The sequence below is a fragment of the Salinibacterium sp. VpJ6 genome, from assembly GCF_059767345.1.
In genome coordinates this window covers 1,402,333-1,428,242 of record NZ_JBSOQL010000001.1, presented here as the reverse complement: position 1 = coordinate 1,428,242, position 25,910 = coordinate 1,402,333, and the positions used below count along the sequence as shown (strand labels likewise).

28 protein-coding genes are annotated in these 25,910 nt (G+C 63.6%); 15 read left to right on the top strand and 13 right to left on the bottom strand.

All coding sequences use genetic code 11. From position 1 onward, the window contains the following. Positions 1–10: 10 nt before the first annotated feature. Together ACWTV1_RS07050 and ACWTV1_RS07045 are read left to right on the top strand one after the other, a co-directional pair. A complete protein-coding gene (locus tag ACWTV1_RS07050; protein ID WP_100387969.1) occupies positions 11–649 on the top strand; it encodes a TrmH family RNA methyltransferase in 639 nt (212 codons plus the stop codon). A 6-nt stretch (positions 650–655) separates the two neighbouring features. After that, positions 656–1,903 (top strand): NAD(P)/FAD-dependent oxidoreductase, encoded by a 1,248-nt coding sequence (locus ACWTV1_RS07045; RefSeq protein ID WP_498504680.1) that lies wholly within the window; start codon positions 656–658, stop codon positions 1,901–1,903. On the opposite strand, the gene ACWTV1_RS07040 is transcribed toward ACWTV1_RS07045, so the two are convergent. Together ACWTV1_RS07040 and ACWTV1_RS07035 are read right to left on the bottom strand one after the other, a co-directional pair. Then, positions 1,900–2,343, bottom strand: a complete 444-nt coding sequence (locus tag ACWTV1_RS07040) for a protealysin inhibitor emfourin (protein ID WP_498504679.1) — start codon at positions 2,341–2,343, stop codon at positions 1,900–1,902. The genes ACWTV1_RS07045 and ACWTV1_RS07040 overlap by 4 nt on opposite strands. A 45-nt stretch (positions 2,344–2,388) precedes the next feature. Next, a complete protein-coding gene (locus tag ACWTV1_RS07035; RefSeq protein WP_498504678.1) occupies positions 2,389–3,495 on the bottom strand; it encodes a M4 family metallopeptidase in 1,107 nt (368 codons plus the stop codon). A gap of 169 nt (positions 3,496–3,664) precedes the next feature. Between ACWTV1_RS07035 and ACWTV1_RS07030 the strand changes: the two genes are divergently transcribed. The 3 genes from ACWTV1_RS07030 (at position 3,665) to ACWTV1_RS07020 (ending at position 6,829) form a co-directional block, all read left to right on the top strand. Then, entirely contained in the window at positions 3,665–4,951 is a 1,287-nt protein-coding gene (locus ACWTV1_RS07030; protein ID WP_498504677.1) for an adenylosuccinate synthase, read from the top strand. A gap of 226 nt (positions 4,952–5,177) precedes the next feature. Continuing rightward, positions 5,178–5,873, top strand: coding sequence for a GNAT family N-acetyltransferase (locus ACWTV1_RS07025; protein ID WP_498504676.1), 696 nt, complete (start codon positions 5,178–5,180; stop codon positions 5,871–5,873). Continuing rightward, the gene (locus ACWTV1_RS07020; protein WP_498504675.1) at positions 5,870–6,829 is read left to right on the top strand and encodes a DMT family transporter; all 960 of its coding nucleotides are present in this window, start codon (positions 5,870–5,872) and stop codon (positions 6,827–6,829) included. The genes ACWTV1_RS07025 and ACWTV1_RS07020 overlap by 4 nt, the downstream gene beginning before the upstream one ends. On the opposite strand, the gene pgm is transcribed toward ACWTV1_RS07020, so the two are convergent. Continuing rightward, positions 6,819–8,462 carry a phosphoglucomutase (alpha-D-glucose-1,6-bisphosphate-dependent) gene (gene pgm / locus ACWTV1_RS07015; RefSeq protein WP_498504674.1) on the bottom strand — a complete coding sequence of 548 codons (1,644 nt, stop codon included), beginning with the start codon at positions 8,460–8,462 and terminating at the stop codon, positions 6,819–6,821. The two genes, ACWTV1_RS07020 and pgm, sit on opposite strands and share 11 nt — an antisense overlap. An 82-nt stretch (positions 8,463–8,544) precedes the next feature. Between pgm and ACWTV1_RS07010 the strand changes: the two genes are divergently transcribed. After that, the gene (locus ACWTV1_RS07010) at positions 8,545–8,889 is read left to right on the top strand and encodes a chorismate mutase (protein WP_498504673.1); all 345 of its coding nucleotides are present in this window, start codon (positions 8,545–8,547) and stop codon (positions 8,887–8,889) included. Between the two features lie 23 nt (positions 8,890–8,912). Here the strand turns inward: ACWTV1_RS07010 and ACWTV1_RS07005 are convergent, their stop codons facing one another. From ACWTV1_RS07005 to ACWTV1_RS06980, 6 genes are read right to left on the bottom strand one after another with little or no spacing between them, the layout of a single operon-like run. Continuing rightward, a complete protein-coding gene (locus ACWTV1_RS07005) occupies positions 8,913–9,773 on the bottom strand; it encodes a MurR/RpiR family transcriptional regulator (protein ID WP_498504672.1) in 861 nt (286 codons plus the stop codon). Continuing rightward, entirely contained in the window at positions 9,770–10,567 is a 798-nt protein-coding gene (gene phnE / locus ACWTV1_RS07000) for a phosphonate ABC transporter, permease protein PhnE (RefSeq protein ID WP_498504671.1), read from the bottom strand. Before phnE (ACWTV1_RS07000) ends, ACWTV1_RS07005 begins: the two co-directional genes overlap by 4 nt. Further along, positions 10,564–11,430, bottom strand: a complete 867-nt coding sequence (gene phnE, locus ACWTV1_RS06995) for a phosphonate ABC transporter, permease protein PhnE (RefSeq protein ID WP_498504670.1) — start codon at positions 11,428–11,430, stop codon at positions 10,564–10,566. Before phnE (ACWTV1_RS06995) ends, phnE (ACWTV1_RS07000) begins: the two co-directional genes overlap by 4 nt. Beyond that, positions 11,427–12,251 carry a phosphonate ABC transporter ATP-binding protein gene (gene phnC, locus ACWTV1_RS06990; RefSeq protein ID WP_498504669.1) on the bottom strand — a complete coding sequence of 275 codons (825 nt, stop codon included), beginning with the start codon at positions 12,249–12,251 and terminating at the stop codon, positions 11,427–11,429. Before phnC ends, phnE (ACWTV1_RS06995) begins: the two co-directional genes overlap by 4 nt. Next, positions 12,252–13,238 (bottom strand): phosphate/phosphite/phosphonate ABC transporter substrate-binding protein, encoded by a 987-nt coding sequence (gene phnD / locus ACWTV1_RS06985; protein ID WP_498504668.1) that lies wholly within the window; start codon positions 13,236–13,238, stop codon positions 12,252–12,254. A 20-nt stretch (positions 13,239–13,258) separates the two neighbouring features. Further along, on the bottom strand, positions 13,259–13,996 hold the full coding sequence (locus ACWTV1_RS06980; RefSeq protein ID WP_498504667.1) for an HAD family hydrolase: 738 nt from the start codon (positions 13,994–13,996) through the stop codon (positions 13,259–13,261). A 101-nt stretch (positions 13,997–14,097) separates the two neighbouring features. Here ACWTV1_RS06980 and ACWTV1_RS06975 point away from each other — a divergent pair, with 101 nt between their 5' ends. Further along, a complete protein-coding gene (locus ACWTV1_RS06975; RefSeq protein WP_498504666.1) occupies positions 14,098–14,889 on the top strand; it encodes an amino acid deaminase in 792 nt (263 codons plus the stop codon). Between the two features lie 14 nt (positions 14,890–14,903). Here ACWTV1_RS06975 and ACWTV1_RS06970 read toward each other — a convergent pair whose 3' ends face one another. The 3 genes from ACWTV1_RS06970 to ACWTV1_RS06960 are packed head-to-tail and all read right to left on the bottom strand — an operon-like array spanning position 14,904 to position 17,700. Further along, entirely contained in the window at positions 14,904–15,689 is a 786-nt protein-coding gene (locus ACWTV1_RS06970; RefSeq protein ID WP_498504665.1) for a glucosamine-6-phosphate deaminase, read from the bottom strand. A gap of 56 nt (positions 15,690–15,745) precedes the next feature. Beyond that, on the bottom strand, positions 15,746–16,516 hold the full coding sequence (locus tag ACWTV1_RS06965; protein ID WP_498504664.1) for an SDR family NAD(P)-dependent oxidoreductase: 771 nt from the start codon (positions 16,514–16,516) through the stop codon (positions 15,746–15,748). After that, positions 16,513–17,700, bottom strand: a complete 1,188-nt coding sequence (locus ACWTV1_RS06960; protein WP_498504663.1) for an ROK family transcriptional regulator — start codon at positions 17,698–17,700, stop codon at positions 16,513–16,515. Before ACWTV1_RS06960 ends, ACWTV1_RS06965 begins: the two co-directional genes overlap by 4 nt. A 176-nt stretch (positions 17,701–17,876) precedes the next feature. Here ACWTV1_RS06960 and ACWTV1_RS06955 point away from each other — a divergent pair, with 176 nt between their 5' ends. From ACWTV1_RS06955 to ACWTV1_RS06920, 8 genes are all read left to right on the top strand, one after another. Then, positions 17,877–18,650: an amino acid ABC transporter ATP-binding protein gene (locus ACWTV1_RS06955; RefSeq protein WP_498504662.1), complete on the top strand. Its 774-nt coding sequence runs from the start codon at positions 17,877–17,879 to the stop codon at positions 18,648–18,650. 65 nt (positions 18,651–18,715) lie between these two features. Next, positions 18,716–19,669, top strand: a complete 954-nt coding sequence (locus ACWTV1_RS06950) for a glutamate ABC transporter substrate-binding protein (RefSeq protein WP_498504661.1) — start codon at positions 18,716–18,718, stop codon at positions 19,667–19,669. Positions 19,670–19,699: 30 nt separating this feature from the next. Next, entirely contained in the window at positions 19,700–20,344 is a 645-nt protein-coding gene (locus tag ACWTV1_RS06945; protein ID WP_498504660.1) for an amino acid ABC transporter permease, read from the top strand. Continuing rightward, entirely contained in the window at positions 20,341–21,237 is an 897-nt protein-coding gene (locus tag ACWTV1_RS06940) for an amino acid ABC transporter permease (protein WP_498504659.1), read from the top strand. The genes ACWTV1_RS06945 and ACWTV1_RS06940 overlap by 4 nt, the downstream gene beginning before the upstream one ends. Next, entirely contained in the window at positions 21,230–22,222 is a 993-nt protein-coding gene (locus ACWTV1_RS06935) for an asparaginase (protein ID WP_498504658.1), read from the top strand. Before ACWTV1_RS06940 ends, ACWTV1_RS06935 begins: the two co-directional genes overlap by 8 nt. Before the next feature lie 2 nt (positions 22,223–22,224). Continuing rightward, a complete protein-coding gene (locus ACWTV1_RS06930) occupies positions 22,225–22,968 on the top strand; it encodes a copper homeostasis protein CutC (protein WP_498504657.1) in 744 nt (247 codons plus the stop codon). Continuing rightward, the gene (locus ACWTV1_RS06925; RefSeq protein ID WP_498504656.1) at positions 22,965–23,930 is read left to right on the top strand and encodes an ROK family protein; all 966 of its coding nucleotides are present in this window, start codon (positions 22,965–22,967) and stop codon (positions 23,928–23,930) included. Before ACWTV1_RS06930 ends, ACWTV1_RS06925 begins: the two co-directional genes overlap by 4 nt. A 50-nt stretch (positions 23,931–23,980) precedes the next feature. Beyond that, entirely contained in the window at positions 23,981–24,973 is a 993-nt protein-coding gene (locus ACWTV1_RS06920; protein ID WP_498504655.1) for a Gfo/Idh/MocA family protein, read from the top strand. Positions 24,974–25,072: 99 nt separating this feature from the next. On the opposite strand, the gene ACWTV1_RS06915 is transcribed toward ACWTV1_RS06920, so the two are convergent. After that, positions 25,073–25,909, bottom strand: coding sequence for a peroxiredoxin family protein (locus ACWTV1_RS06915; protein ID WP_498504654.1), 837 nt, complete (start codon positions 25,907–25,909; stop codon positions 25,073–25,075). Between the last annotated feature and the right edge of the window lies 1 nt (position 25,910).

The window sequence follows — 25,910 nt, the reverse complement described above, 5'->3', positions numbered from 1 at the left end:
CTATCGTGGAATGGTGACTGAACCGAACCCCAGCGTCGAGCTGTCGACCAACGGGGTGGGGCCGTGGCAGGGCGAATGGCCCACCGAACCCCACTACGATCCCGTGCTGCTCGAACGCGGCGATACCCGCAACGTTATTGACCGGTATCGCTACTGGAACATGGAAGCGATCGTTGCCGATCTCGACGTGACGCGGCATCCATTCCACGTGGCCATCGAGAACTGGCAGCACGACATGAACATCGGTTCCATCGTGCGCAGCGCCAACGCGTTCGGTGCCGACACCGTACACATCATTGGGCGGCGGCGCTGGAACAAACGCGGCGCCATGGTCACTGACCGCTACCAGCACGTGCTTCATCATCCGGATGTCGCGGCCTTCGTCGAGTGGACTGAAGCCAACGACCTGCCGATCATCGCGATCGACAACGTGCCCGGCAGCGTCATCATCGAAACTTTTGACATCCCCCAGCGCTGCGTTCTGCTGTTCGGCCAAGAGGGCCCCGGGCTCTCTCCCGAAGCAATCGACGCTGCCACGGATGTCGTGGAGATCAGCCAGTTCGGTTCAACCCGATCGATCAATGCTTCCGCCGCGGCTGCCGTAGCGATGCATAACTGGATTACCCAGCACGTCAGCTTCACGAAGTAGGGAACTATGACACAGCCCGCGAAAGTCACCATTATTGGCGCCGGAATCGTAGGGCTGTGCACAGCCTGGTTTTTGCAGGAGCGTGGCGTAGAAGTCACCGTGCTCGACCGCACGGGTGTCGCCGCTGGTGCTTCGCTCGGTAACGCCGGCTGGGTTGCTCCCGCACTGACGCTTCCGTTGCCGGAGCCGTCGATCTTCAAGGTCGGCATCAAGGCCGTTATCGACCCCACCTCGCCCGTGTACGTTCCGGTCGCCGCGAACTCGACGCTGCTGCGCTTCCTCGCCGGCTTCGCGCGTCACTCGACGCCCAAGATGTGGCGCCGCAACATGGTCACCTTCGCCGAGATCAACAAATGGAGCCTCGAATCCTTCGACCGCATGGAAGACGGGGGAGTCTCCGCCGCTCTGCAGCGCGCTGAACCCTTCCTCGCCGCCTTCACGAGCGAAGCCGACCGCCAGGTCATCACCCACGAATTCGATGAGGTTGCCGCCGGTGGCGGACACGTGAGCTTCGAGAAGATCACCGGCGACGAGCTGCGTGAGTTCGAGCCGAGTGTCTCGAAGATCGTGACGCATGGGCTGCGCGTGGATGGCCAGCGCTTCATCAACCCGCCCTCGTTCATGCAAGTGCTGGCGGCATCCGTGCGCGCTCGCGGCGCCACGATCGTGGAGGGTGCGAAAGCGACCGGCATCCGCGACCTCGGTGCTGCCGGCGTTGCCGTTGATGTCGAAGGCCAGAACGCCGTGCTCAGCAACGAAGTTGTTATTGCTACCGGAACCTGGCTCGGCGACCTCGCCCGCCAGTTCGGAGTGCGCCAGGTCGTGCAGTCGGGCCGCGGTTACAGCTTCAGTGTGAAGCCGTCCGTGATTCCCACGCACCCGATCTACCTGCCCGCCCAGCGGGTAGCCTGCACGCCCCTCGGGGATCGGCTGCGCGTGGGAGGCATGATGGAGTTTCGGTCGGCCGATGCGCCCGCCGATTCTCGCCGCATCCAAACCATCGTCAACGCCGCGAGCCCCATGTTCGACGGCGTCGACTGGGATGCCCGCGAAGAAGAGTGGGTCGGCTCACGCCCTTGCACCCCCGACGGCTTGCCGCTCGTCGGTGGCACGCGCTCGCCGCGCGTTCACGTTGCTGGAGGTCACGGCATGTGGGGAGTGACCCTCGGACCGTTGACGGGGCGGATCCTTGCCGACTCGATCACCGGTGGCGAAAAGCACCCACTGCTCGAGGCGTTCGACCCGCTGCGCTAGCGTTCGCCGTCGCGCTCGTCCGCACCGCCGAGCGGGTCGGGCTCGTGCGGCTCGTCCGTGCCGCCGAGCGGGTCGGTCTCATGCTGCGCGTCAGAACTGTCTTCGGTCTCTGTCGCGGGTGAGGCTTCAGCGTCGCATTCCGGTGCGGGCTGCGACTCGGGCTGCGGGCGTCGCGGGCTCGAATCTGCTTCCCGCACGCGATCGACGAGCTCTCGCCACGGTCCCACGAGCTGCTGCTCGGGAACGACGGCTTCGTGCGGTTCGCAGTGGATTTCGTAGGTGTAGCGGTCGGGCATCGTGCTTTCGGCCGGATGCTCGTTCCACGGGATCTCAGAGATCAGCACGTACCACTGGTCGGGATCCGGCTGTTCGTCGACAACGACAGCCCACTCAACGCGTCGACCTAGGAGGCCACCGCTTCGCCACACCTGTACCTTCACACGTGCATGCTATCCCGTTGCCGTGAGGGCGAACAGGGCAGCGGTTCAGTTCGTGGTCGGCACTACTCCAACGAGTGCCCAGCCTGCCTCGACCGCGCGCTGTTCCTCGGACCCGTCGCCGAAGCGCGCCACCGACGCCGCAATGGTGGCCGCAGCGAATTCCGAGAAATCGCTGCGGAGCGTGAGCGAGCCATTACTGAGGGTGTCGAACCAGATCTGACCGGCACGCTCCCATGCAAAGCCGCCGAGCCTATCCGCAGCGCTCCAGAAGGCGCGGTTGGGGATGCCCGAGTTCAGGTGCACCCCACCGTTGTCTTCTTGCGTCACGATGAAGTCATCCCAGTGCGCCGGCTGCGGGTCTTTGCCGAGCACGTCGTCGTCATACGCGGTGCCCGGCGCGCGAAGGGATCGCAGCGCATTGCCCTCGACCTCGTCGGTGAAGATGCCCTCGCCCACGAGCCACGATGCCTCGCCTGCAGTCTGACCCCAGGCGTACTGCTCGACGAGAGCGCCGAAAACGTCGGAGACGTGCTCGTTGAGCGCGCCGCTCTGCCCGCGGTACACAAGCCCGGCAGTGAACTCGGTGACGCCGTGCGCGAGCTCGTGCCCGATAACGCTGAGCGAGCGAGTGAAGCCGGTGAAGATCTCACCGTCACCATCGCCGAAGACCATGCGACTGCCATCCCAAAAGGCGTTGTCGTACTCTCGGCCAAAGTGCACGGTCGCCTCGAGCGGTGAGGAACGGTCGTCGATCGAATCGCGCTCGAACACCTCCCAGAACAGGGCGAAGGTATGGCCGAGGCCGTCGTAGGCCTCGGAGACTGAGGTGTCGCCTGTTTCGGGCTCACCCTCAGACCGCACGAGGATGCCCGGCAGGGTCTCGCCGGTCTGCGCATCCGAAATGGCCCGGCTTATGGTGCCGCGCGCGACGGCTGTCTGATCCGGGCGCAGCGACCGCGGCGGGAGTGTGTGTTCGTGGCGGCCATGATCGAGGTGATCGTGGCCGATATCGGTCAACGAACGTCGCGCGGCATGGGCGGCTCGCTCAAAGCGAGGGTCGTCGAGCGTCGCGATTCGCGACAGCAAAAACGGGGGCACGATCGCGCAGAGGGCGCGGGGCGATTCGGTGGGGGAAACGGGGGAGTTCGGCATCCGGAACATGCTTCATGCTGACACGGACCACTGACCTTGGCGACGATGGCTCACGATTCTCACGGAGTCCCCAGCAACGCGCGCCACGCAAGAAATCGCTACGACAAGCAAAACTCCGCTCTCGGGTAGACTGAGGTGTAATCCCCCCACTTCTTCGAAGGGATCCACCATGCCAGCAATCGTCATCATCGGCGCCCAATGGGGCGACGAGGGCAAGGGAAAAGCAACCGACCTCCTCGGTAGCCGCATCGACTATGTCGTGAAGTTCAACGGTGGCAACAACGCCGGTCACACGGTCGTGATCGGCAGCGAAAAGTACGCGCTTCACCTCCTGCCGTCGGGCATTCTCACCGAGGGCGTCACCCCGATCATCTCCAACGGTGTCGTCATCGACCCCGAAGTTCTCTTTGAAGAACTGGATGCCCTGATCGTCCGTGGCGTCGACGTCTCCAAGCTGCTGATCAGCGCCAACGCGCACATCATCACCAACTACCACCGCACCCTCGACAAGGTGACGGAACGCTTCCTCGGCAAGCGCCAGATCGGTACCACCGGTCGCGGAATTGGTCCGGCGTATGCCGACAAGATCAACCGCGTTGGCATCCGAGTTCAAGACCTCTTTGACGAGAACATTCTTCGCCAAAAGGTTGAGGGCGCTCTTGACCAGAAGAACCACCTGCTCGTGAAGGTCTACAACCGTCGTGCAATCGAGGTTGAAGAGATCGTCACCGAGCTGCTCAGCTACGCCGACCGTCTGCGCCCCATGGTCGCCGACACCGGGCTGCTGCTGAACCAGGCCCTCGACAAGGGCGAAGTTGTGCTCTTCGAGGGTGGCCAGGCAACGATGCTGGATGTTGACCACGGTACGTACCCGTTCGTCACGTCCTCCAACTCCACCTCCGGTGGCGCGGCGACCGGCTCGGGCGTTGCGCCTAACCGCCTCGAGCGCATCATTGGAATCGTCAAGGCCTACACAACGCGTGTGGGTGCTGGCCCGTTCCCGACTGAGCTGCACGATGAGTCGGGCGAGTTCTTGCGTTCCAACGGTTTCGAGTTCGGAACCACCACCGGCCGTCCGCGCCGCTGTGGTTGGTACGACGCCCCCATCGCTCGCTACACGGCGCGCGTCAACGGTGTCACCGACTTCGTACTCACCAAGCTCGACGTGCTCACCGGCCTCAAGACCATCCCCGTCTGCGTCGCCTACGACGTTGACGGTGTGCGTTTCGACGAAATGCCCGTATCGCAGTCCGACTTCCACCACGCCGTGCCGATCTACGAAGAGTTCCCCGGCTGGGACGAAGACATCACCGGCGCTCGCACCTTCGACGACCTGCCCAAGAACGCCAAGGATTACGTGCTCGCCATCGAAAAGATGAGCGGTGCCCGCATGTCGGCAATCGGCGTTGGCCCCGGCCGCGACGAAATCATCGTTCGTCACGACCTCGTCGACTAAGCCTCGACGCTCAGTTCGCACTCAAGCGGCACGCACCGGAGAGATCTGGGGTGTGCCGCTTCTGCGTTGACGGGCTATGTGAGACGTGCCGCGGGGTGCCGTGCCGGTCGGTGCGGCGCTGGGCGGGGTAGCCAATCGAGGATTGCTGGACTGAACGGCCGAAATCGGTGGGTGAACGTCCGAAAACCGCGGGTGTGCGCCGCTCGCGAGGTGGGAAGATTTGTGAGTGACCGAAACGCGCCCGCAGCCCCGCATCCTTCAGGGAACCTTTGTCTCCGTTGAGCCCCTGACCGAAGCGCACCTCGCCGACCTCTGGCCTGCCCTCGGTGTGCCCGAAGTGTTCGCCGGTGGCTACGGTGGCGGCCCTGCCGGGTTGCCCGCCGACGAAGCATCCTTCATTGACTGGATGCGCGCCGGATACCTCGGTTACGCCGACCGGATGCCGTTCGCCATCCGTCTGAGCTCCGGCCCCGACGCGGGCCGTCTCGTGGGGGTCAGCACCCTAGGAGACCTCGACGAGGCCCACGCCAACGCGCACATCGGCTGGACCGCGTACGCGCCGGAGGTTTGGGGTACCGCAGTGAACCCTGAAACGAAACTCCTGCTCCTCGGCTTCGCCTTCGACAGCGGCTACAACCGCGTGCGGCTCCAAGCGGATGCCATCAATGCGCGTTCGCGAGCTGCCATTCTCAAGCTCGGAGCCACGTTCGAGGGCATCCAACGTCAACACCTGCTGCGGGCTGACGGCTCGTGGCGCGACACCGCTGTGTACTCCGTGATCGACAGCGACTGGCCGGGAGTGAAGGCCAGGCTACTTGCGCGCCTCGACGGGGCCAGCGCTGGTGCTGCGTCCGACGCGGGCATTGCGACCGGTGCTGATGCGACCTCCCGTGACGCTGCCGAGCAGGAGCCGCGCGCGTGAGCGCCCCCGTTGCTCCCGTTGGCCGGGTCGAGAAGCATGACACGGCATCCACTCTGGGCACGACGCTGCGCTTTGCCGCAGCCGGTCTCGTGTGGGGCTCCAGCTTTCTCTTCATGAAGGTGGCGTTGGATGGCGTGAGCTTTGGCCAGGTCGCCTGGAGTCGGGCGGTCCTTGGAGCTCTCGCGCTCGTCGTGGTGTTTGCGGTCAGCCGCCGTAAGCTCCCGCGCCAACCGATCGTGTGGGCGCACTTCACCGTGCTGGCGTTTCTCTTCGCGGTGTTCCCGTATCTGCTGTTTGCGTGGGCAGAACAGTATGTGAGCTCGGGTCTCGCCAGCATCTACAACGCGACGACGCCCATCATGACGGCTATTTTTGCGACGCTCGTGTTCCGGGTCGAAAAGCTGACGCGCTCGCAGATTGCGGGCGTCACGCTCGGTATCTTCGGAGTGCTCGTGATCATCGCGCCTTGGCAGGCCGGCGACATCAGCGGCAGTCTGCTGGGTCAACTCGCATGCCTCGGTGCCGCGCTCTGCTACGGCGCCGCCATGAGTTACCAACGCAAGTTCGTGGCGCCCTACAAAGTGCCCGGCGTTACGTCGGCCACCATGAACATCGGCATCGCCGCCGTCATCTACGTTTTGCTCACCCCGATCATCGCGACCGGACCGGTGACCCTCACCCTCCCGATCGTGGCCAGCCTGCTCGCCCTCGGCATTCTCGGCACCGGAATGGCGTACGTCTGGAATTACCGAGTGCTCGCCGAATGGGGCCCCACCCGCACCTCGACCGTCACGTACATCACGCCCGTGATCGGCGTGATCCTCGGCTTCGTCATCCTCAAAGAAACAATGTCGTGGCATGAGCCTGTCGGCGCCGTGATCGTGCTCGTCGGAGTGTTGCTCGCGCAGGGGCGGCTCAAGCTGCCCGGGCAGGGTTTCCGGAACGCTACCCGTTGAGGGCAGCGTCGACGATCGACTTCGCTCCGGCCTGCACGAGTCGCAAGTGCTCGGCGCCCTTGAATGACTCAGCGTAGATCTTGTAGACGTCTTCGGTGCCGCTCGGGCGGGCGGCGAACCACGCAAACTCAGTCGTCACCTTCACCCCGCCGATCGCAGCGCCATTTCCTGGAGCCTCCGAGAGTGTGGCCGTGATTGGGTCACCCGCGAGTTCGGTGGCCGCGATCGCAGCCCCACTCAACTTGCCCAGCCTGGCCTTCTGCTCTTTGCTGGCCACGGCATCCACTCGTTCGTAGGCCGGGTCGCCAAACTCTTCGACGAGCTCTGCGTACAGAACGGATGGCGTCTTGCCGGTGACCGCCAGAATCTCGGCGGCCAGCAAGGCGAGCAGGATGCCGTCTTTGTCGGTGGTCCAGACGGAGCCGTCTTTGCGCAAGAAGCTCGCGCCAGCGCTCTCCTCGCCCCCGAAGGCGACCGAGCCATCGACGAGGCCGGGCACAAACCACTTGAAGCCGACCGGCACCTCGATAAGGTCGCGGCCCATCGCGGCAGCAACCCGGTCGATCATGGAACTGGAGACGAGCGTCTTGCCGACTGCGGCATCCGGGTTCCAGCCCTCGCGGTGCGTGTAGAGATACTGGATGGCGACGGCCAAATAGTGGTTGGGGTTCATAAGGCCGGCGTCGGGGGTGACGATGCCGTGGCGGTCGGCGTCAGCGTCGTTGCCCGTGAGGATGTCGAACTCGTCACGGCGTGCGACAACGGAGGCCATGGCCGACTTCGACGACGGATCCATGCGAATCTTGCCGTCCCAGTCGAGCGTCATGAAAGCCCACGTGGGGTCAACGTCGGGGTTCACGACCGTGAGGTTGAGGTCGTACTTCTCCGCGATGAGCTTCCAATAGTTGACGCTCGCGCCGCCCAGCGGGTCTGCTCCGATGCGGATGTCGGCTGTGCGGATCGCATCGATGTCGATGATGTTCTCGAGGTCGTTAACGTAGCGCCCGCGGAAGTCGTAGCTGCCCGCTGCCGTGTTCGCGGCGTCGGCTGCAGCGGCCGAGCCTGTGCGCTTCACGGCCGTGTTTCCGTCGGCGATGATCGCATTCGCGCGGTCAGCAATCCAGCCGGTCGCATCGCTATCGGCGGGGCCGCCGTGCGGCGGGTTGTACTTGAAGCCACCATCGCGGGGCGGGTTGTGGCTGGGGGTGATGATGATGCCGTCGGCCTGGTCAGCGTTGCCCGCCGCGTTGTAGGTAATGATCGCGTGGCTCAGTGCGGGGGTGGGCACGAAGTCGTCGAACTCGTCTTTCAGCGCGAGCACGCCGTTGGCGGCGAGAACGTCGAGCGCCGTGGTCTCGGCAGGCTGGGAGAGCGCGTGGGTGTCACGACCGATGAACAGCGGGCCCGTGATGCCCTGGCTGGCGCGGTATTCCACGATCGCCTGCGTGATGGCAGCGATGTGCACTTCATTGAAAGCAGTGTCGAGCGAAGAGCCACGGTGGCCGCTCGTACCGAACACCACGCGCTGCTCGGGGATCGACACATCCGGAACCAGCGCGTAATACGCCGCCACCAACTCGGTGACGTCAATGAGGTCGGATGCCTGGGCTGTCGTGCCTGCGCGATCGTTCATGCAAACCAGTCTTCCACCTTCACTCGGCGGTGCGCGCATCAGGTGGCAAACACGCAGCCTTCAGAACCCCTAAAGTCGTTGTATGGCAGCAGGAGATCAGGCCCACAACGACAACGTCGACCCCGAAGTGCGCGAGCAGCTTCTGGGCGCCCGCCGCAGCATCGACAACATCGATGCGGCCCTCATTCATTTGCTTGCCGAGCGCTTCAAGTACACGCAGCAGGTTGGTCATCTCAAGGCCACTAAGGGCCTGCCCGCGTCAGACCCCAACCGTGAGCGCGATCAGATCGCGCGTCTCAAGTTGCTCGCCGAAGAATCTCACCTCGACCCAGCCTTCGCTGAGAAGTGGTTCAACTTCGTCGTTGCCGAGGTTATTCACCACCACGAGCAGATTGCGTCGGGCAGCGAGCCCGAGTCGAGCAAGTAGCGCGTCTGAGGCGGCGACCCTAGCTATTCACTGAGGTTGTCGCTCAGTACATCGAGCACGAGCGCTCGCGTCTGATCGGCGGTCTCGCCCAGCTCTGAGGCGACAAGCCCGACGAGTGACTCCAGCAGAATCGTATGCGAGACCCGCGAGGTGTGCTCCAGCTCATGACGGAACGACCCCGTCGCTGGCGCAATCACGATCGCGTTGTCGGCAAGTTCCACGAGCGGGGACTGCGCAAACGACGTCACCGCGATCAGGTGCGCTCCCGAGGCGCGAACGGCGCGAGCGGAACGCAGCGTCGCCTCGTTGGCACCACTGCCGCTGATCACCACGCAGGCATCTTCGGCGGCAAGGCCGCGGGCGGCAATCTGCTGGCCTATGGCATCCGCCACATACTCCGATGGCCGACCAATCGCGGTCAGTCGCATGGCTAGGTCGCTGGCTTGGGCCGACGAGAGTCCATTAGCGATCACGAGCAGGCGTCGAGCGGTGGCGATGCGGGTGATCGCCGCATCGAGGCCATCACTATCCAACGCGGCCGTGATGTGCGGCAGGGCGGCGGAGAGAGCATCCACTTCGGCTCGGATGCGGCCAAGCGCACCCTTTTCGTAGGTGACATCGCGGGCCTCGGTTCGGGCAAGTTCGCGCGTGAGGGCGACCCGCAACTGCGGGTACCCGCGGTAGCCGAGACGCTGGCAGGCGCGGATGACGGTCGAGCGAGCAACGCCGGCCCGGTCCGCGATCTCCTGAGCCGTGTTTTCGACCGCGGCCGCCGGATCGTCGAGCAGCAGCTGAACGAACTTCTCTTCGCTCGGAAGCAGTGCGTTGCGCACCGTCGCGATGCGCGCGGTGGGCGAAGCATCAGAGTTTCCCATCCAACTCATGCCAGGCGTGCTCCTTCGGTGATGTGGCGGCGGATGCGACCCGAGATCGCGTCAATGGTCATCGTGACGACCACGACAACAATCAGCAGCATCCCGACGGTCGACCATTCTCGGTACTGAGTGTAGGAGGTAAGCATGTCACCGATACCGCCTACGCCGATCAAACCGAGCACGGCTGACGAGCGAACATTGATCTCAAAGCGGTAGAGCCAGAATGACATGAACTCGGGGCTGGCTGAGGGCCACACTCCCCAGCGCACCACCTGTGCCCACGAACCACCCGCAGCGCGCGTCGACTCGATCGGGCCGCGGGGCACTCCTTCGATGGATTCGTAGCCCCACTTGCCGAGGGTGCCGATGCCGTTGATGCCGAGCGCAATCGCTCCGGTGAGCGGAGTGAGTCCGGTGACCGAAAGGATCACAATCGCGATGATGATTTCGGGCACCGCGCGAATGAGGGAGAACCCGACGCGCAGCACGGCGCGCACGGGCGCTGGCCCGAAGTCGCGGGCGGCCACAAAGCTCAGTGGGGTGGCGAGCAAGATTCCGATGACCGTGCCGACCCAGGCCATCGCGACCGAGCGCCACGTTTGAAAGAGTGCCTCGGGCAGTTTCGTCCAGTCGGGGCTGGCGAACATCAGCCACGTGTAGCGGGCGATCTCGGCGGGTAGATCGAGCAGGCGATCCCATTGGATTTCGACCGACCAGAAGGCGGCAACCACAATTGCGGTCGTCACTAACCAGAGCGCGTTGCGCAGGGTGCGGCGTGGCCGCGGGGGAGCAGTGAGAGTCATACGAGCCTCTTTCGAATCGATGACGACACCACGTCGATGACGACGACCACCACCAGGATTTCCAGGATGATGAGCGACAGTTGGTCATAGCGGTAGAAGGTGCGCACAGCGTCGATCAGCAGGCCAAGACCACCGGCGCCCACAAGGCCGAGAACCGTGGATGCTCGCACATTGAGTTCGAGCACATACAGACTCTGATTGGCGAAGGCAGGCCACACATCGGGCAAGGCTGCTGCGCGGTTCACTTGCACTCCCGTGCCGCCGGCGGCGCGCGCAGCTTCGAGCGGGCCAGCATCGTTGCTTTCGATTGCCTCAGACACCAGCTTGACGATGATGCCGACGTTGAACAGCACGAGCGCGATGATTCCCGGCAGCGCGCCAACACCGACCATCGCGACAAGGATGGCGGCGTACAACAGTTCAGGCACCGCGCGGATGACGTTCAAGATCGTGCGCACAATCCCGCGCAAAACGGGGTGCGGGTTAGTGAGGCGTGCGGCCCACAGGCTCAGCGGGAGCGAGATGAGAGCCCCAACCGCGGTCGCAATAACGGCCATCTGCAGTGTCTCAAGCAGTGGGGCGAGGGTGCGCGGAAAGAACGACCAATCCGGCACGAGCAGTTGGGCAATCTTGCCTGCACCGTTCTGCCAATTGCGAGCAATCGCATCAAAGGAGAAGGCGACTCCCCACTGCGGGCTGAAGGTAATGATCGTGATCACGAGTACGACAGCCACGGCAACCCACGGCTTCCAGCGGCCCCGCGGGCGCGGCGGCACGGTCAACGCGGCGTGCGGTGAGCCAGCTGCGGGTGCTGCGGGAACGGATGCCGGGGTGGGGCCGGGCGTCGGCGTTGCGGTCGTCATTCGCCCAGCACATCCTCCGGCGCGATGCTGCGCCCGTAGATGGCCTCGAAGTCGGCGTCGGTGGCGCTCGCCGCAGGGCCGTCGTAGACAACTTCGCCGGCGCGAAGGCCGATCATCCGCGTCGTATAGGTGCGAGCAAGATCCGTGAGGTGCACGTTCGTGATCACGGTGATGCCGAGGGTGCGGTTGATGCGGCGCAGGTCGTTCATCACGGCGTGGGCCGTTGGTGGGTCAAGGCTGGCGACCGGTTCATCGGCCAACATGAGGTGCGGTTGTTGAGTGAGCGCGCGCGCAATGGCGACCCGCTGCTGCTGACCGCCGGAGAGGCTGGACGCCCGATCCCAACACTTGCCCAGAATTCCGACGCTCTCAAGCGCTTCGAACGCGAGCTGCTTGTCGGAGGCGTGATGCAAGCCGAGCAGGGTGCGCCAGGTCGGAGTGTGAGCGAGTCGTCCGACAAGAACGTTGTCGAGAACACTCGCGCGACCGGCCAAATTGAAGCTCTGGAAGATCATGCCGATGCCGCCCCGCAGGGCGCGCAAGTCGCGGCCGCGAGTCGTAGCGAGCTCACGGTCGCCGACCGTGAGTGAACGAGAAGTAACAGGAACCAACCCGTTGATGGTGCGGATCAAGCTCGACTTGCCGGAACCCGACAGGCCAACGACAGAGACCATTTCGCCGGCGGCAATATCGAGGGAGACATTCTTGAGCGCGGTCACACCGTTGCCGTAGCGCACGGTCAGATCGCGCATGCTGATTGCCCACGACGCAGCGGCCGGAGTGGTGGCTCCGGCCGCTGCGCTGGGTGCGGGAATGCTCAATTACTGAAGACCAAGCTTCTCGGCGGCACGAGCCACAACATCAAGCGAGGCCGGGTCGGCCGGAGCAAGCTTGGTGATCGAGTAGATCGACTGCAGAACTTCCGAGCCCGCTTCGGTGTTCGAGTAGTCCGCAAGCGCATCGGTGATCTTCTGCTGAAGCTCAGGAGAGAGGCTGCTCGTGAGAGCGACGCCATCGTTGGGGATCTCTTCGCTCAGGGCGAAGACAACGACCTCTTGGCCGACATCCGGAACATCCTTAGTGACGATGTCGCGGGCATCCCAGAAGCTGAAGCCCACTTCGGCGTCACCGTTGTAGACAGCGAGAACGCTCGCATCGTTGGCCGTTACTGGCACTTGTTCGATGTCGGTGTCAGTGTTGATGCCGGCCTCTTGCAGGGCGAGGATCGGGTAGATGTAGCCAGCGGGCGAGCCGGGGCCGAGAAGGGCAACGGTGGTTCCCTTGTCGATCTTGGAGATGCTGTCGAGACCGGCAGGGCCCACGAGAGCGTCGGCGCCGTTGCAGAACAACTTGCCATCGCGCTCGACGGGCTCGTCGTCGCAGTATTTGTCGGGATTGTTCGTCATGAACTGAGCCGGGTAGCTGATGTTGCCGTTACGTTCGGTCTGCAGCACAACACTCGCGCCGTACATGTCGTTCGCCTGCCAGAGCTGCAGCGATGGCAAGAAACCGATCTGTGCCTGATCGGCACCCATCGCTTCGACGGCGGCTTGGTAGTCCTTCGAGACAACACCGGTGACCTCCATGCCGAGGGCTTCGGTCAAGTAGTCGGTGAGGGGCTCGGCGGTGGTGACGAGTTCGCCCTGGTCTTGCGAGGGAACGAGAGCGAGAACGAGCGACGTCGGGTCGTTGGCTTCAGTGCCTTCGGCACTGTCGGCACTCGTGCTGCACGCGGAAAGTGTGAGAGCAGTTGCGGTGAGAGCAACGCCGGCAACCAGTGCGCGAGATTTCTTGCTGAGGGTAATCACGGGTGTTTCCTTTCGAATAGCTAGTTGAGAACTGCGGGTGGTGCGGTGGTGGGTGGTGCGGCCTGCGGTTCACGGTGGGTTCCGTGAAGCCAGGAGTTGAGGGCCTCGTACAGTTCGCCGAGGGTCGCAGCCGTGAAGTCGGCGTGCGGGTGAGGGGTGTCAGAGAGGAAGGCGGTGGTGGCTCCGCGGCGGTAGGCGGGCTCAAGGTCGTTGGCCCAGATGTCGCCGATGCTGAGAAGCGGGCCGACGGGCATCCATTCGTCGAGCACTGCGTCGAGGCCGGCCGGCTTGCCGACGCTCGTGTAGATGTGGTCGAAGTAGTCGGCGACGCCGAGGCTGTCGAGCGTCTCAGTGATGCGGATGTCGGGGGCGTTCGTGGCGAGCACGATGGTGGCGTGCTCGCGGGCAGTGCGGAGAAACTCGGCGAGGCCGGCAGGAGCGGTGACGGGTGCGGCGTCGGTGGCGAGCAGTTCGCGGCTCGCGAGGTACGCCGCGTTGTGGGCGTCGGCGGCTAGCGGCAGCGACTCTGAGGCGAGGCGAACGAGTTCGTAGCCGTCGGCTGCTCCGGCGAGCGGATGCCCGGGCTCGCGCAGAAGCGCGGTGCTGACGTCGCTCAGAAACTTATCTGCCGCAGCGGAACTGAGGCTCGAGGCGACGGCGCGAGCGTACGCGATGATTGGACCATCGCCGAGAGCGATGGTGCCATCGAAGTCGAAGACGATGGTGTGTATGCGGGGGTGAGTAGCTGCGGTGGACATTGCGTCCACGGTATAAGGCAAGGAGTGACGTTTGGGCCATTTCAGGTTAACGGCAGGTGAATCATTTTCGAGTGCGGCGTCTTCGACCCTACGATCAAGGAGTGCCTGAACAGCAATTCACCCTTGCAGACTTGGATGTGAGCGCTCGCCGCATTGCCGCGATAGCTGGTGACGGCGCGGCGTCGCGGGCACGCGTCCGCGCGATCATCGCCGGCGAGCTAGCGTGGCTGGTCAACCAGATCTCTGCCGACCGCACCAATACGCTGTTCATGAGCTGGGCGATGTCTACGGTGATCGACGAAAACACTGGTGAGCCCGTCATTTGCCGCGAACTTTTCGAAGTGCTTCATGAACTGGCCGGAATCGAGGCGCAATGGCCGGTCGGTAACGCGGGTTTGTTGCACTGCTACGGGTACCTGCTTTCAATAGCATCGACCCCGTACGGCCTGAAGCGTGACCGCTGGGTAACCAGCGACCTCGCTACCGCCTTCGGTCTCGCGCCCAACGCGTTCCTGCCCTGGGCGAAGGAGGAATCGTTATTGAGCCGGGTCATGAGCGAGATAATCCCCGTTCTCACTCATCCCCCCGCTGACGCCATCGCTGTACACACCGTGATCACAAAAGAAGATGCGGCGGGTGTCTCTCACACGACGCGAACGGTCGTGGTGCAACAGGAGGGCGTCGCGGCTCTGGCCTATGGCCTAGTCGTGCAGCAGGCGGGGGTTCGCAGCTTCCGGCCTGTGACAGTCTTTCCGGTGTCGGCGTCTCCCTCGTCTCTCGCGGATGTCGCCGCCGATACCCCGCGGTTACGTTTCAACACGGTTGGCGTGGGTAGCGAGGTTCCCGAGGTTGGGGTGGCGGATGCGACACCGGGCGCAGATGCGGGCGTCTAGCTACGGTGGGCTCTTTAGATGGATTGCCACGCGGGCCGGTTAGCCCACGTGTAACGGTAGTAGTCGGCATTTTTCAACTGCGACGCCGCCGCTTCGTCAACGATGACCGTGACGTGCGGGTGCAGTTGGATGGCGCTGCCCGGCTGACTCGCGGTCAGCGGTCCCTCGACTGCGGCCGCAATCGCAGCCGCTTTGCCCTCACCGAACGCGAGAAGCACGAGGTGTCGCGCGCGAAGAATAGTGCCAAGCCCCTGCGTGAGGCAGTGGCGAGGAACGTCATCGATGCTGTCGAAGAAGCGTGCGTTGTCGCGTCGCGTTTGCTCGGTCAGAGTCTTGATGCGCGTCAGGGACGCAAACGATGAACCTGGTTCGTTGAAGCCGATATGACCGGTGCTGCCGATGCCCAGAATCTGCAGATCGATGCCTCCCGCATCCGCGATGTCCCGCTCGTATTCTGCTCCGGCAGTTTCGATTGATTCACTGGCGTAGCCGGGAAGGTGCACGAGGTTCGGGGTGAGTCCGAGAGGCTCGACAACTTCGCGAGTGATGACGGCACGGTAGCTTTCCGGATGGCCAGCGGGCAACCCGACGTACTCGTCGAGAGCGAAACCGCGAACGGCGGACACGTCGAGGGGAGCCGCCTCGAGCGAGCGAGCCAACGCTTGGTAAGCCGGGAGCGGAGTCGACCCTGTTGCCAGGCCGAGAACAGCATCGGGGCGGCGTTCGATCAACGATCGGATGGCCGCGGCGGTGAGCTCTCCGGCCTGCTCGCGGTTATCGACAATGACGACTTCGGCCATGAAAAAACTCCTCTAAGGCGGTGGGTGATGGTTATGCGAAACGCGGACTGCGCGGATTAGAACAGGGTGTAACCGCCATCGACGCTCACGATCGATCCGGTCATAAAGCTCGAGGCGGAACTCGCCAGCAACACCGTGACGGGCCCCAGCTCAGCGGGGAGCCCGTAGCGTTTGAGGGCAGCGGGTTCGACGCAACTGGCGTGGTACGCAGGCTGATCCACGGGAGAAGCTTCCGTCAGGATGTAGCCGGGGGCGATCGCGTTCACGCGGATGCCGTGAGGCGCCCACTCGGCCGCGAGTGCTTTAGTCAGCTGATGTACTCCCGCCTTCGACGCGAGATACGACGCTTGCCAGCGTGGTTGGTTCACGATCTCGGCCGACATCGAGCCGACGTTCACGATGGTGCCGCCGTTGTGTGCGGCCATGTAGCGTCCGGCGGAACGGCTGCAGTTCCACACGCCGTCGAGGTTGGTGGCCATCACATCGCGCCAGACCGATTCAGGGGTGTCGAAGGCTGCACCGCCGATGCTGATGCCGGCATTGTTGACGAGAATGTCGAGGCCGCCGAGCTCCGTCGTGATGCGCGAGATGGCGGCGTCGATCGAGGATACGTCGGTGACATCGAGAGTGACGGCAAGAGTGCGGATGCCGTGCTGAGCTAGCTGTGCGGCAGCAGCATCCGCATCGCTCTGGGATCGCGCGGCGACCGCCACGGTCGCTCCGGCCTCGCCGACTGCTTGGGCGAGCGCAAAACCAATGCCCCGGTTTGCGCCCGTGACGAGTGCGACGCGGCCGGTCAGCGAAAACGAGTCGAGAACGGTAGTCACGCGGATACGTTTCGGTTAACGGTCTCGGCGTCGAGAATCTTGTCGAGCACCACGCGCGCGGCGCCCGTGATGCCACCGCGCTGCTTGGCCTGACTCACTTCGACTTCGAGGCCATCGGTGGCAAGCGGGAGGCATTCGGTGTAGATCGCGGAACGAACGCCGGCAAGGAAAGCGCCCGCCTCACTGAGAGTGCCGCCGAGAACGATGCGCTCCGGGTTGGAGAAGTTGACCACGGTTGCTAGCACTGTTCCGGTGCGCATTCCCGCCTCGCGCAGCATTTGGGTAGCGAGGGGATGCCCGTTGCGCGCGAGTTCGAGCACTCCGAGGGTGTCTTCGACCTCGACGCCGGCAGCTTGCAGGCTCGTGACGATGGCGGCACCGCCGGCTACGGCATCCAAGCATCCGTTTCGCCCGCACGAGCAGGGCGTCGCAGGGGCGCCATGCACGGTGACGTGACTGATGTCGCCGGCCATTCCGTGATGACCATGGTGCAGGGAGCCGCCGACGATCACGCCACCACCGATGCTCGAGCCCGCTTTGATGAAGACGAAGTCGCTGACGTCTTCGTCGCGGCTGATGTGTTCTCCGAGTGCCATGAGGTTCGCGTCGTTGTCGACGACGGCGGGGACTCCGGCGAGGCGCTGCAGTTCGGCAGCGACATCCAGCCCGTCCCAGCCGGGCATGCGTGAGGGGGAGATGAGGATACCGTCGGGCTGGCTGACGGGGCCGGGTAGCCCGAGCCCGATGCCGATGATGCGGTGGTCTGGGTGGGCGGAGTCGGCGGCAAGGCGTTTGGCCATCGAGACGACCCACGGCAGGATCGCGTCCGGGCCGTCGGCGATGTCAATGTCGGAGTGATGTTCAGCGATGCTTTGAGCCCGCATGTCAAAAAGCCCGATCGAGGCGTGTCGAGCACCCAGATCGACGCCGACGATGAGGCCGCCACTGGGGTCGACCTCGAGCTGACGGGGGCGTCGACCGCCGTGAGAGTCACCGCTGCCGGCCTCGCGAAGATAGCCCGCTTCGATGAGGAGTTCGACCCGCACCGCCACCGTGGTGGGGGAGAGCCCAGTTGTGCGGGCGACTTCGGCCCGCGATGTTGCGCGACCGTTGCGAATCAGGGTCAGGATGCCGCCCGGGGAGCCCACTGTGCTGGGCAACTGCGGTGTCGCGGGTTTCGGCATCGATAACCAATCGGGTCGGCTTGTGTACGAGTGTAGTGAGTCACGTTAGTGCATTATTGGATTAAGTACTACCAATATTGCACACAACGTAAATACTTAGTACGCTCAACACCACCCGACGGCGGGCCCAGCAATACCCCGAGATAGCCGCACTGACGCGTGCAAGGAGTGAACTGATGAGCGAGAGCGACAAGCCCAATAACACTGAGGCGGCGCCCGCAATGGTGAGCCTGCGCGCAGTGGACAAGCACTACGGCGAACTCCATGTGCTGAAGAACATCAATCTCAGCGTCGCCGAACGGGAAGTAGTGGTCGTCGTCGGCCCATCGGGGTCGGGCAAGTCAACGCTGTGCCGCACAATCAACCGCCTCGAAACAATCGATTCCGGCACCATCCACCTCGACGGCCAGCCACTGCCAGTAGAAGGGGCCGAGCTCGCTCGGTTGCGATCAGAAGTCGGCATGGTCTTCCAGTCGTTCAATCTTTTCGCCCACCTAACGATTCTCGAAAACGTCACTCTGGCCCCTATCAACGTTCTCAAGATGAAGCCGGCCGAGGCCAAGCGTGAAGGTCTCGAACTGCTCGCCCGGGTCGGCATCGCCGACAAGGCTGACCAGTTTCCTGCCCAACTGTCCGGCGGCCAACAACAGCGCGCGGCCATCGCCCGAGCCCTCGCCATGCACCCCAAGGTCATGCTCTTCGATGAACCCACTTCGGCGCTCGATCCCGAAATGGTGGGCGAAGTGCTCGAAGTGATGACCTCGCTTGCCACGGAGGGAATGACCATGGTCGTTGTCACCCACGAGATGGGCTTCGCTCGTCGCGCTGCCGATCGAGTCGTCTTTATGGATGCCGGTCAGATCATCGAAGAAAGCACCCCGGTCGAATTCTTCGACAACCCGCAGTCGGAGCGCGCGCGATCATTCCTCGCCTCGATTCTCGCCCACTAATTTCAACTCCCACCACAGTTCTAGCCCCACCACAGCACCACCAACCACGAGAGAAAAGGAATCACATGTTCGCATCACGATCCTCACGCAGACGGGGCGCCGTACTCGGCGCTGTCGTCGCAGTGACGGCGCTGGCCCTCAGCGCTTGCTCCGCCGACTCCTCAAGCAACGTTCCCAGTGGCAACGATGCCGCTGAGGTGACCGACGTTCAGGCCATGCTGGCTGGCGCACCCGTTGCCGATGACGCCCTCTTCACCCCCGGCTCAACCATGGAGAAGATCCGCGACCGCGGAACCCTCATCGTGGGCGAAGCTCTCGACGCACCGCTGCTTTCGCAGCAGGACCCCACCAACCCGGATGACGTTGCTGGCTTCGACGCGTACCTCGCGCAGCTGCTCTCGGTCTACATCTTCGGTGAGCCCAGTGTTGAGATCGTGCCCCCGGCGTCCGAGACGCGTGAAGCACTGCTGCAAAACGGCACCGTTGACGTTGTCTTCAACACCTACACGATCACTGAAGAGCGTGCCGAGCAGATCAGCTTTGCTGGACCGTACTTCAGCTCGGGACTCGCCGTCGCGGTGAAGGCTGACAACGACGACATCACCGGAATCGACGACCTCGGCGGCAAGACTGTCATCGTTGGTTCGAACACTCCCGCAGTGCTCGCCGTTCCTGAAGAGCAGCCCACGGCTGAACTCGTTGACTTCGCGACCGACCCGCAGGCAGTTCAGGCACTGCTGCAGGGGCGTGGCGATGCTTACGTTCAGGACTACACCCTGCTCGCCAGCAACGCAGCAGCGAACTCCGACCTCAAGGTCGTTGGGCAGCCGTTCACCGCTGAGCCCTACGGCATTGGTCTTGGCTTCGGCGATGCTGAGTTCAAGGACTTCATCAACAACTGGTTGCTCGAAATTCAAGACGGCGGACAGTGGGGCCAGGCGTGGACCTACAGCCTCGGAACCGTCGTAGAGTCTGAAATCCCAACGCCGCCCACCATCGGATCGGTTCCCGGCTCCTAACGAGCGCGGAGCAACGCCAGGAGATAACAGATGGAAATATTCACGGAGAACGCAGGGCTTCTCCTCGATGCGATCGGCACGACGCTCCTTATGGTGTTCGTCGCTGGCATCGGGTCCCTGATTCTCGGAGTGCTTGTGACGGTGGCTCGAGTGAGCCCGATCCCAATCCTCCGGCGGGCAGCATTCCTGTACGTGCAATTCTTCATCAATGTTCCTCTCCTGGCGTTGCTCCTCCTCGCCGTCTTTGCTCTTCCGGATGCTGGCCTTATCCTTCCGCTGCTGCCGACAGCAATCATTGTGCTCACCGTTTATGAAGCGGCGTACGTCGCTGAAGCGGTGCGCAGTGGCATCAACACCGTCTCGGTCGGACAGATCGAGGCAAGCCGGGCCCTCGGCCTCACCCTGTGGCAGAGCCTGCGCTTGATCGTGATTCCGCAATCTCTTCGCGCTGTCGTGCAACCCCTCGGCAACGTGATGATTGCCCTGGCGATGAACACCGCACTCGCCGCCGTCATCGGCGTCGTCGAACTGACCTCTCGAGTCAACAAAATCAACCTCGTCTATGCGCAGCCCATTGAAATCTTTACCGGTGCCGGACTCGTTTACATGCTGATCGCTCTCGCGATCGGTATCACCGCTGGTCGAATCGAACGTAAGGTGGCGATTCTCCGATGAGTGCACCCCATAGCAACGTGGCTGCCTACCTCTATGAGGTCCCTGGCCCTCGCGGCCGCCGCCGCATCATTATCGGTTCGATCATCAGCGCCCTCCTCATTGCCGGTGTCATCGCCGCAGGGCTCTGGCAGTTTGGCAGTCGAGGTCAGCTCGACGCCGACAAGTGGCTTCCCTTTCTCGATCTCGCAATCTGGCAGTACCTCGGCGTTGGGCTGCTAGGCACTCTTCAAGCGGCAGCGATCGTCGCCGTCCTGGGGGCAGCCTTCGGAACCCTTCTCGCGCTCGGTCGAGTCAGCAAGGTTCGCTGGTTGAGCTGGCTCTGCGCTGGCTACATCGAGATCGCTCGTACCGTGCCCGTACTGCTGCTGATCTACCTGATGCTTTTCGGTCTGCCTCAACTGGGTATCAACTTCCCCGTGCTGTGGAAGCTCGCCATTCCCCTCACCCTCGCGAACGCAGCGGTGTTCGCGGAGATCGTTCGGGCGGGCATCCTGAGCTTGCCGCGCGGTCAAGCGGAGGCTGCGTTCAGCCTCGGTCTGCGCAGTGGCCAGGTCATGAGGCTCGTGGTGCTTCCCCAGGCGGTACGCAACGTCACACCGTCGCTCATCACCCAATTGGTCAGTCTCATGAAGGACACCTCTCTCGGGTTCATTGTGGCGTTCACTGAGCTTCTGTACCGCGGTCAAGTGCTGTCGAGCTTCAACCACTTGCTCATTCAGACATATCTTGTTGTCACGATCATTTACTTGCTCGTGAACGGAAGCCTCTCGGGGCTCGCGTCACGACTGCAAAAGAAACCTGGCCGTCGACGCACCACCATTGCTAGCGCCACGATGGCGCTGCCCCTTCCCACTCCTGGTGGGTCATCACCACAGAAAGCACCCCATGTCTGATCTCACCGCCGGCGCCCTCGCTGAGCTTGCCGTCATCCGCCGCTCCGGAATGATCGAGAGCCGCCACTTCGGTTCGCTTCTTGCCTTCGCAGCCGACGGCAGCGTTGCCCTCGAACTCGGCACTCCCGACGTCGAGGTGTTGCCGCGCTCAACCGTGAAGCCCCTACAAGCGATGGCCTGCCTCGTTGCGGGCGCTGAGCTTTCGGGGCCAGAGCTCGCAATCGCAGCGGGCAGCCACACGGGAGAAGACGCGCATGTCGCTGTCGTCTCGGCAATTCTCGAGCGCGCTGGTCTCGACGAGCACGCGCTCGGCTGCCCCATCGATCGCCCCGAAGATGAAGCGACATTCGAGCGGATGATTCGCGAAGGCGAAGGTCGCAACCGACTGCGGATGAACTGCTCGGGCAAGCACGCCGCGATGCTTCTGGCCTGCGCCGTGAACGGTTGGTCGACCCACGACTACCTTGACGCTGCGCATCCACTCCAGCAGCAAGTTCAGGTAACGATGGCGGAGATGACCGGCGTTCCTGTCTCTCACACGGCAATTGACGGATGCGGTGCCCCGCTATTCGGCACCACGGTGCGTGGAGTCGCAGCGTCGTTCCGCTCGCTCGTGCTCGCCGACCCGGCGACCCCTGCGGGCCGCGTCGCTGCGGCCATGCGTGAGAACCCCTTCTATGTTGGCGGCAGCGGGCACGCCAATAGCGAGCTCATGATCAATCTGCCTGGTGCGCTCTCCAAGGGTGGCGCCGAAGGTGTCATCGGCGTTGCAACACAAGACGGAGCCTCGGTCTCGATGAAGATCATCGACGGTAGCCCCCGCGCCACGACAGTGATCGCACTCGCGGTGCTCGGGTCGCTGGGGTATGACACCGCTGCAGCTGCGGAGTTTGCCGCAGTTCCCGTATTGGGTGGAGGGCACCCGGTGGGCAGCATCGAAATCGGTGCTGACCTTCAGCAGTCGATGGGCCGTGGGCGCGAATAAGCATGACAATTCTTGAAGTGTGCCTCGATGACATCGATGGGGCTCTCGCTGCGGAGGCCACAGGAGCAGAACGTATCGAGTTGTGTGCGGCGCTCAATGACGGCGGCATCACGCCGAGCATCGGTACAACAGCAACCGTTCTCGCGTCACTGACATCGATGACTGTGATGGTGCTTGTTCGGCAGCGCGGGGGAGACTTCGTTTACTCCGCCGCAGAGCTCGATGCCATGATTCGAGACATTCAGCTGATGCGCGAACTTCCCCGTGCTGACGGGGTGTGTCTCGGCTTCGTCATCGGAGCCCTCACACCCGCGGGTGAAGTGGATGCCGCGGCTACCGCAGCGCTCGTTGCAGCGTGTGAGCCGCATCCAGTTACATTCCACAAGGCGTTCGACTCGACGATTGACCGTGCAGCGGCACTCGAAACGTTGATCGAGCTCGGGGTTGCTCGTGTTCTCACGTCGGGTGGGGCTGCCACGGTGCTCGACGGCGCAGAGAGTATGGCGGCGCTGGTTGCCCAAGCGGGCGAACGTATCACCGTTCTCGCCGGTGGCGGCGTACGGGCACACACAGCGCGTGACATTCTCGCCAGCACCGGGGTTACCGAACTGCACTTTCGCGCGCCAACCGACGTGCCAAGCCTTGGGTATCAAGGCGGCGCTGTCGCTCTTTACGATTCCGGCACTCGAACGGTGACGTCAGCCGCGATGATCAGTGAGATTCGGGCAGCGGTAGCAGGCCGATGAGTGTCGAACTAGAACCATCGGATGTCGTCGTCGCCGTCGATCTCGGCGGTACCGCGCTCAAAGGGTCGTTGGTATCCGCAACGGGAGAGACCATCGCGACGCGAACGCGGTCAACTCCCGCGAGCTCGATCATCGACACTCTGCTCGAACTTATCGCCGAACTTATCGCCGACGCTGGTGAGCACGACTGTCGAGTTGTCGCTGCCGCGGTCGTGACTCCGGGGATGGTCGACGAGGAGTCCGGCGTTGTCGTGTACGCGTCCAACTTGAACTGGCGGAACGTGCCGTTGCTCGCTGAGCTTCAGCGTGCGCTCTCCATCCCCGTTGCTGTGGGGCATGATGTTCGCGCTGCGGGGCTAGCCGAGAGTCGTCTTGGTGCGGCTAAGGGCATCGACGATTTCACCCTGATTCCGATTGGCACGGGGATGGCTGCGGCATTGGTGTCGGCCACTGAGCCCATTCGCGGTGCGCTGGGCGCGGCGGGAGAAATTGGTCACATCCCTGTCGTGCAGGGCGGCGAGCTGTGCACGTGTGGCCAACGCGGCTGCCTCGAAGTGTACGTTTCCGGCGCCGGAGTGGCGCGACGTTACGCGGCGAGATCGGGCACCACCCTGTCATCGCGTGAGATCGTGGCGCGACTCGGTAGCGACCCACTCGCCGATGCGGTCTGGGATGACGCAACGCGAGCGTTGGCTCAGGGGCTGGCGACAGTGACCTTGCTTCTTGACCCGGGTGTAATCGTCTTGGGCGGAGGGTTCTCGCAAGCCGGAGACGCTCTTTTGACACCCGTAACGCAGCATCTAAACGAGTCGTTAGCCTGGCGCGCAGCGCCGCGTGTAGTGCTCTCCAGCCTCGGCGGCGATGCTGGGCGCATCGGTGCAGCATTGCTCGCCTTCGCGCGACTAGGTCGTCTCGATGTTTGCGATAGTTGGGTTCTGGATGCAGAGCGGGTTCCGCTGTAGCGTCGCTGCAATCGAGCTGCGCATTTGCTCCACCCCCAAGGAGGTAACCAATGACGGGCATAGCGATAGTAGGGCGCGGGGCGATGGGAGCTCGCCATGCTCGTGCGCTTGCCTCTCTTGGTCGTGCTGCTGACATCCGCTATGTGGTTGCTCGATCGCCCGGGCCTTCGCTAGAAGCGGCCCCGACCGCTCTCGTTATCGACGACTTTAATCGGGTGTTGCGCGATGATGCCGTCGACGTTGTCGCGATCTGCACGCCCACCGGCACCCATCGGCAGCTGGCGGTGCAGGCATTACGCGCCGGCAAAAACGTTCTCCTCGAAAAACCCATCGCGTTGACGATGGCTGATGCGCGTGAGATAGCGCAGGAAGCACATCGTGCCGAGGGGATCGTCATGGTCGCCCACGTTGTGCGGTTCTTCGAGGGGTATCGGCGAGTGCGGCGCGATGTCGCGTCAGGGTTGCTCGGTGAGGTCCTGTCCGCGCGAGCCACTCGGCTGAGCAGCACTCCGGACTGGGCCGACTGGTTGCACAACGATGCTGAGTCTGGCGGAATGCTTGTCGACTTCGGCATCCACGACTGTGACCAGGTGAACCTGTTGCTCGGGAGGCCGCTCGAGGTGTCAGCGGTGCAGGCAGTCCCCGGCGGGCCGGTTGAATCAACGATTCGCTACGAGGGCGGGCGTGTGGGGCAGGTGTTGAGTTACTCGGGCCTCGCGCCCCATGTGCCGTTTCGCAGCTCGATCGAAATCGTGGGTTCACACGGAGTCGCTCGCTACGAGTTCGTGGCGACGTCGCACGATCGCGCTGAAGTGTCGCGTTATTCGCTGAGTACGGGAGACACCGCGGTATCGCTTGATCTGGCGCCTGAAGATCCCTACGCGACGCAGTTCGAATACTTTCTGCAGTGCGTCGCCACGCACGCACAACCCGTCGAGTGCACAACGCCGGAGGCGATAGATGCGCTTCAGGTTGCACTCGCGGCCACGCGGTCGCGCGACAGTCGGAGACCGGTTCACGTGGAGTCGCACACCTCGAATTGACCTCTCGCGTGCTGCCGGGCGGAGGCAGAGCTGCGCGCTGCCCGAGCGCGCTGAACGACGGCGCTGACGGCGCTGGACGCTGCGGCGACAGCGAACCAGCTAGAGCGCGCGGATGCCGTACTGATCGAGCACGTCGAGGAACGTCGTCGGCTCTGGCCGCACCCGGTGATTGTCGGTGTGCTCGGCCCAGAGCACTGTTCCGCTGGCGTCGGTGATGATCACGGTTGGTACGACGGTGTCGCCATTGGTCGGGGCTCCCGCGCTGAAGATGACGGGGGTGCCGCCGGACTGCACGATGTCGAGCGCGGCGGCGGCCGAGGCATCCGCATCGATGTAATAGGTGACCGGGATGTCGAAGCGTTGCGAGAGTTCGACGGTGTCTTCGGGCTTTTGCGGACTAATGATCGCGACGGCGACTCCGCGGCGGTCGAGCTCGCGGTACTGGTCGGCGATCTGGCTGATCTGGGCCATGCAGAACGGGCACCAGTTGCCGCGAATGAACATGATCACATGCGGTTGGTGGGTGAGCACGCTGCTGTCGACGACAGCGCCATCCACGGTGGTGAGTGGGAACGAGGGCAGCGGCTGCCCGACCGTGACCGGCCCGCTGGAGACGTGCTGCACCGAGTACCAGTAGTTGTAACCGATGATCACGGCCAGGCCGAGGGCGGCCACGAGCACGGCAAGCGGTCCGGCGAGGATGGCGGCAAAGATCGCTACCCCGGCGGCAGCAAGCTGAACCCACGGATGCCGGCGCTGCACGACAACGAGGCGCGTCATCAGCAACCCCAAATAGAGCGCGTACGCCGCCCACGGTAGGGCGGCAGCGAGCCACCACGGTTGTGATTCCGTGATGGCTCGCACGACGACGAGTGCGATCACCCCGAGGGCGAGCGCGGCCGTGACCTCGCCGTAAACCCTCTTGATGAACTGCACG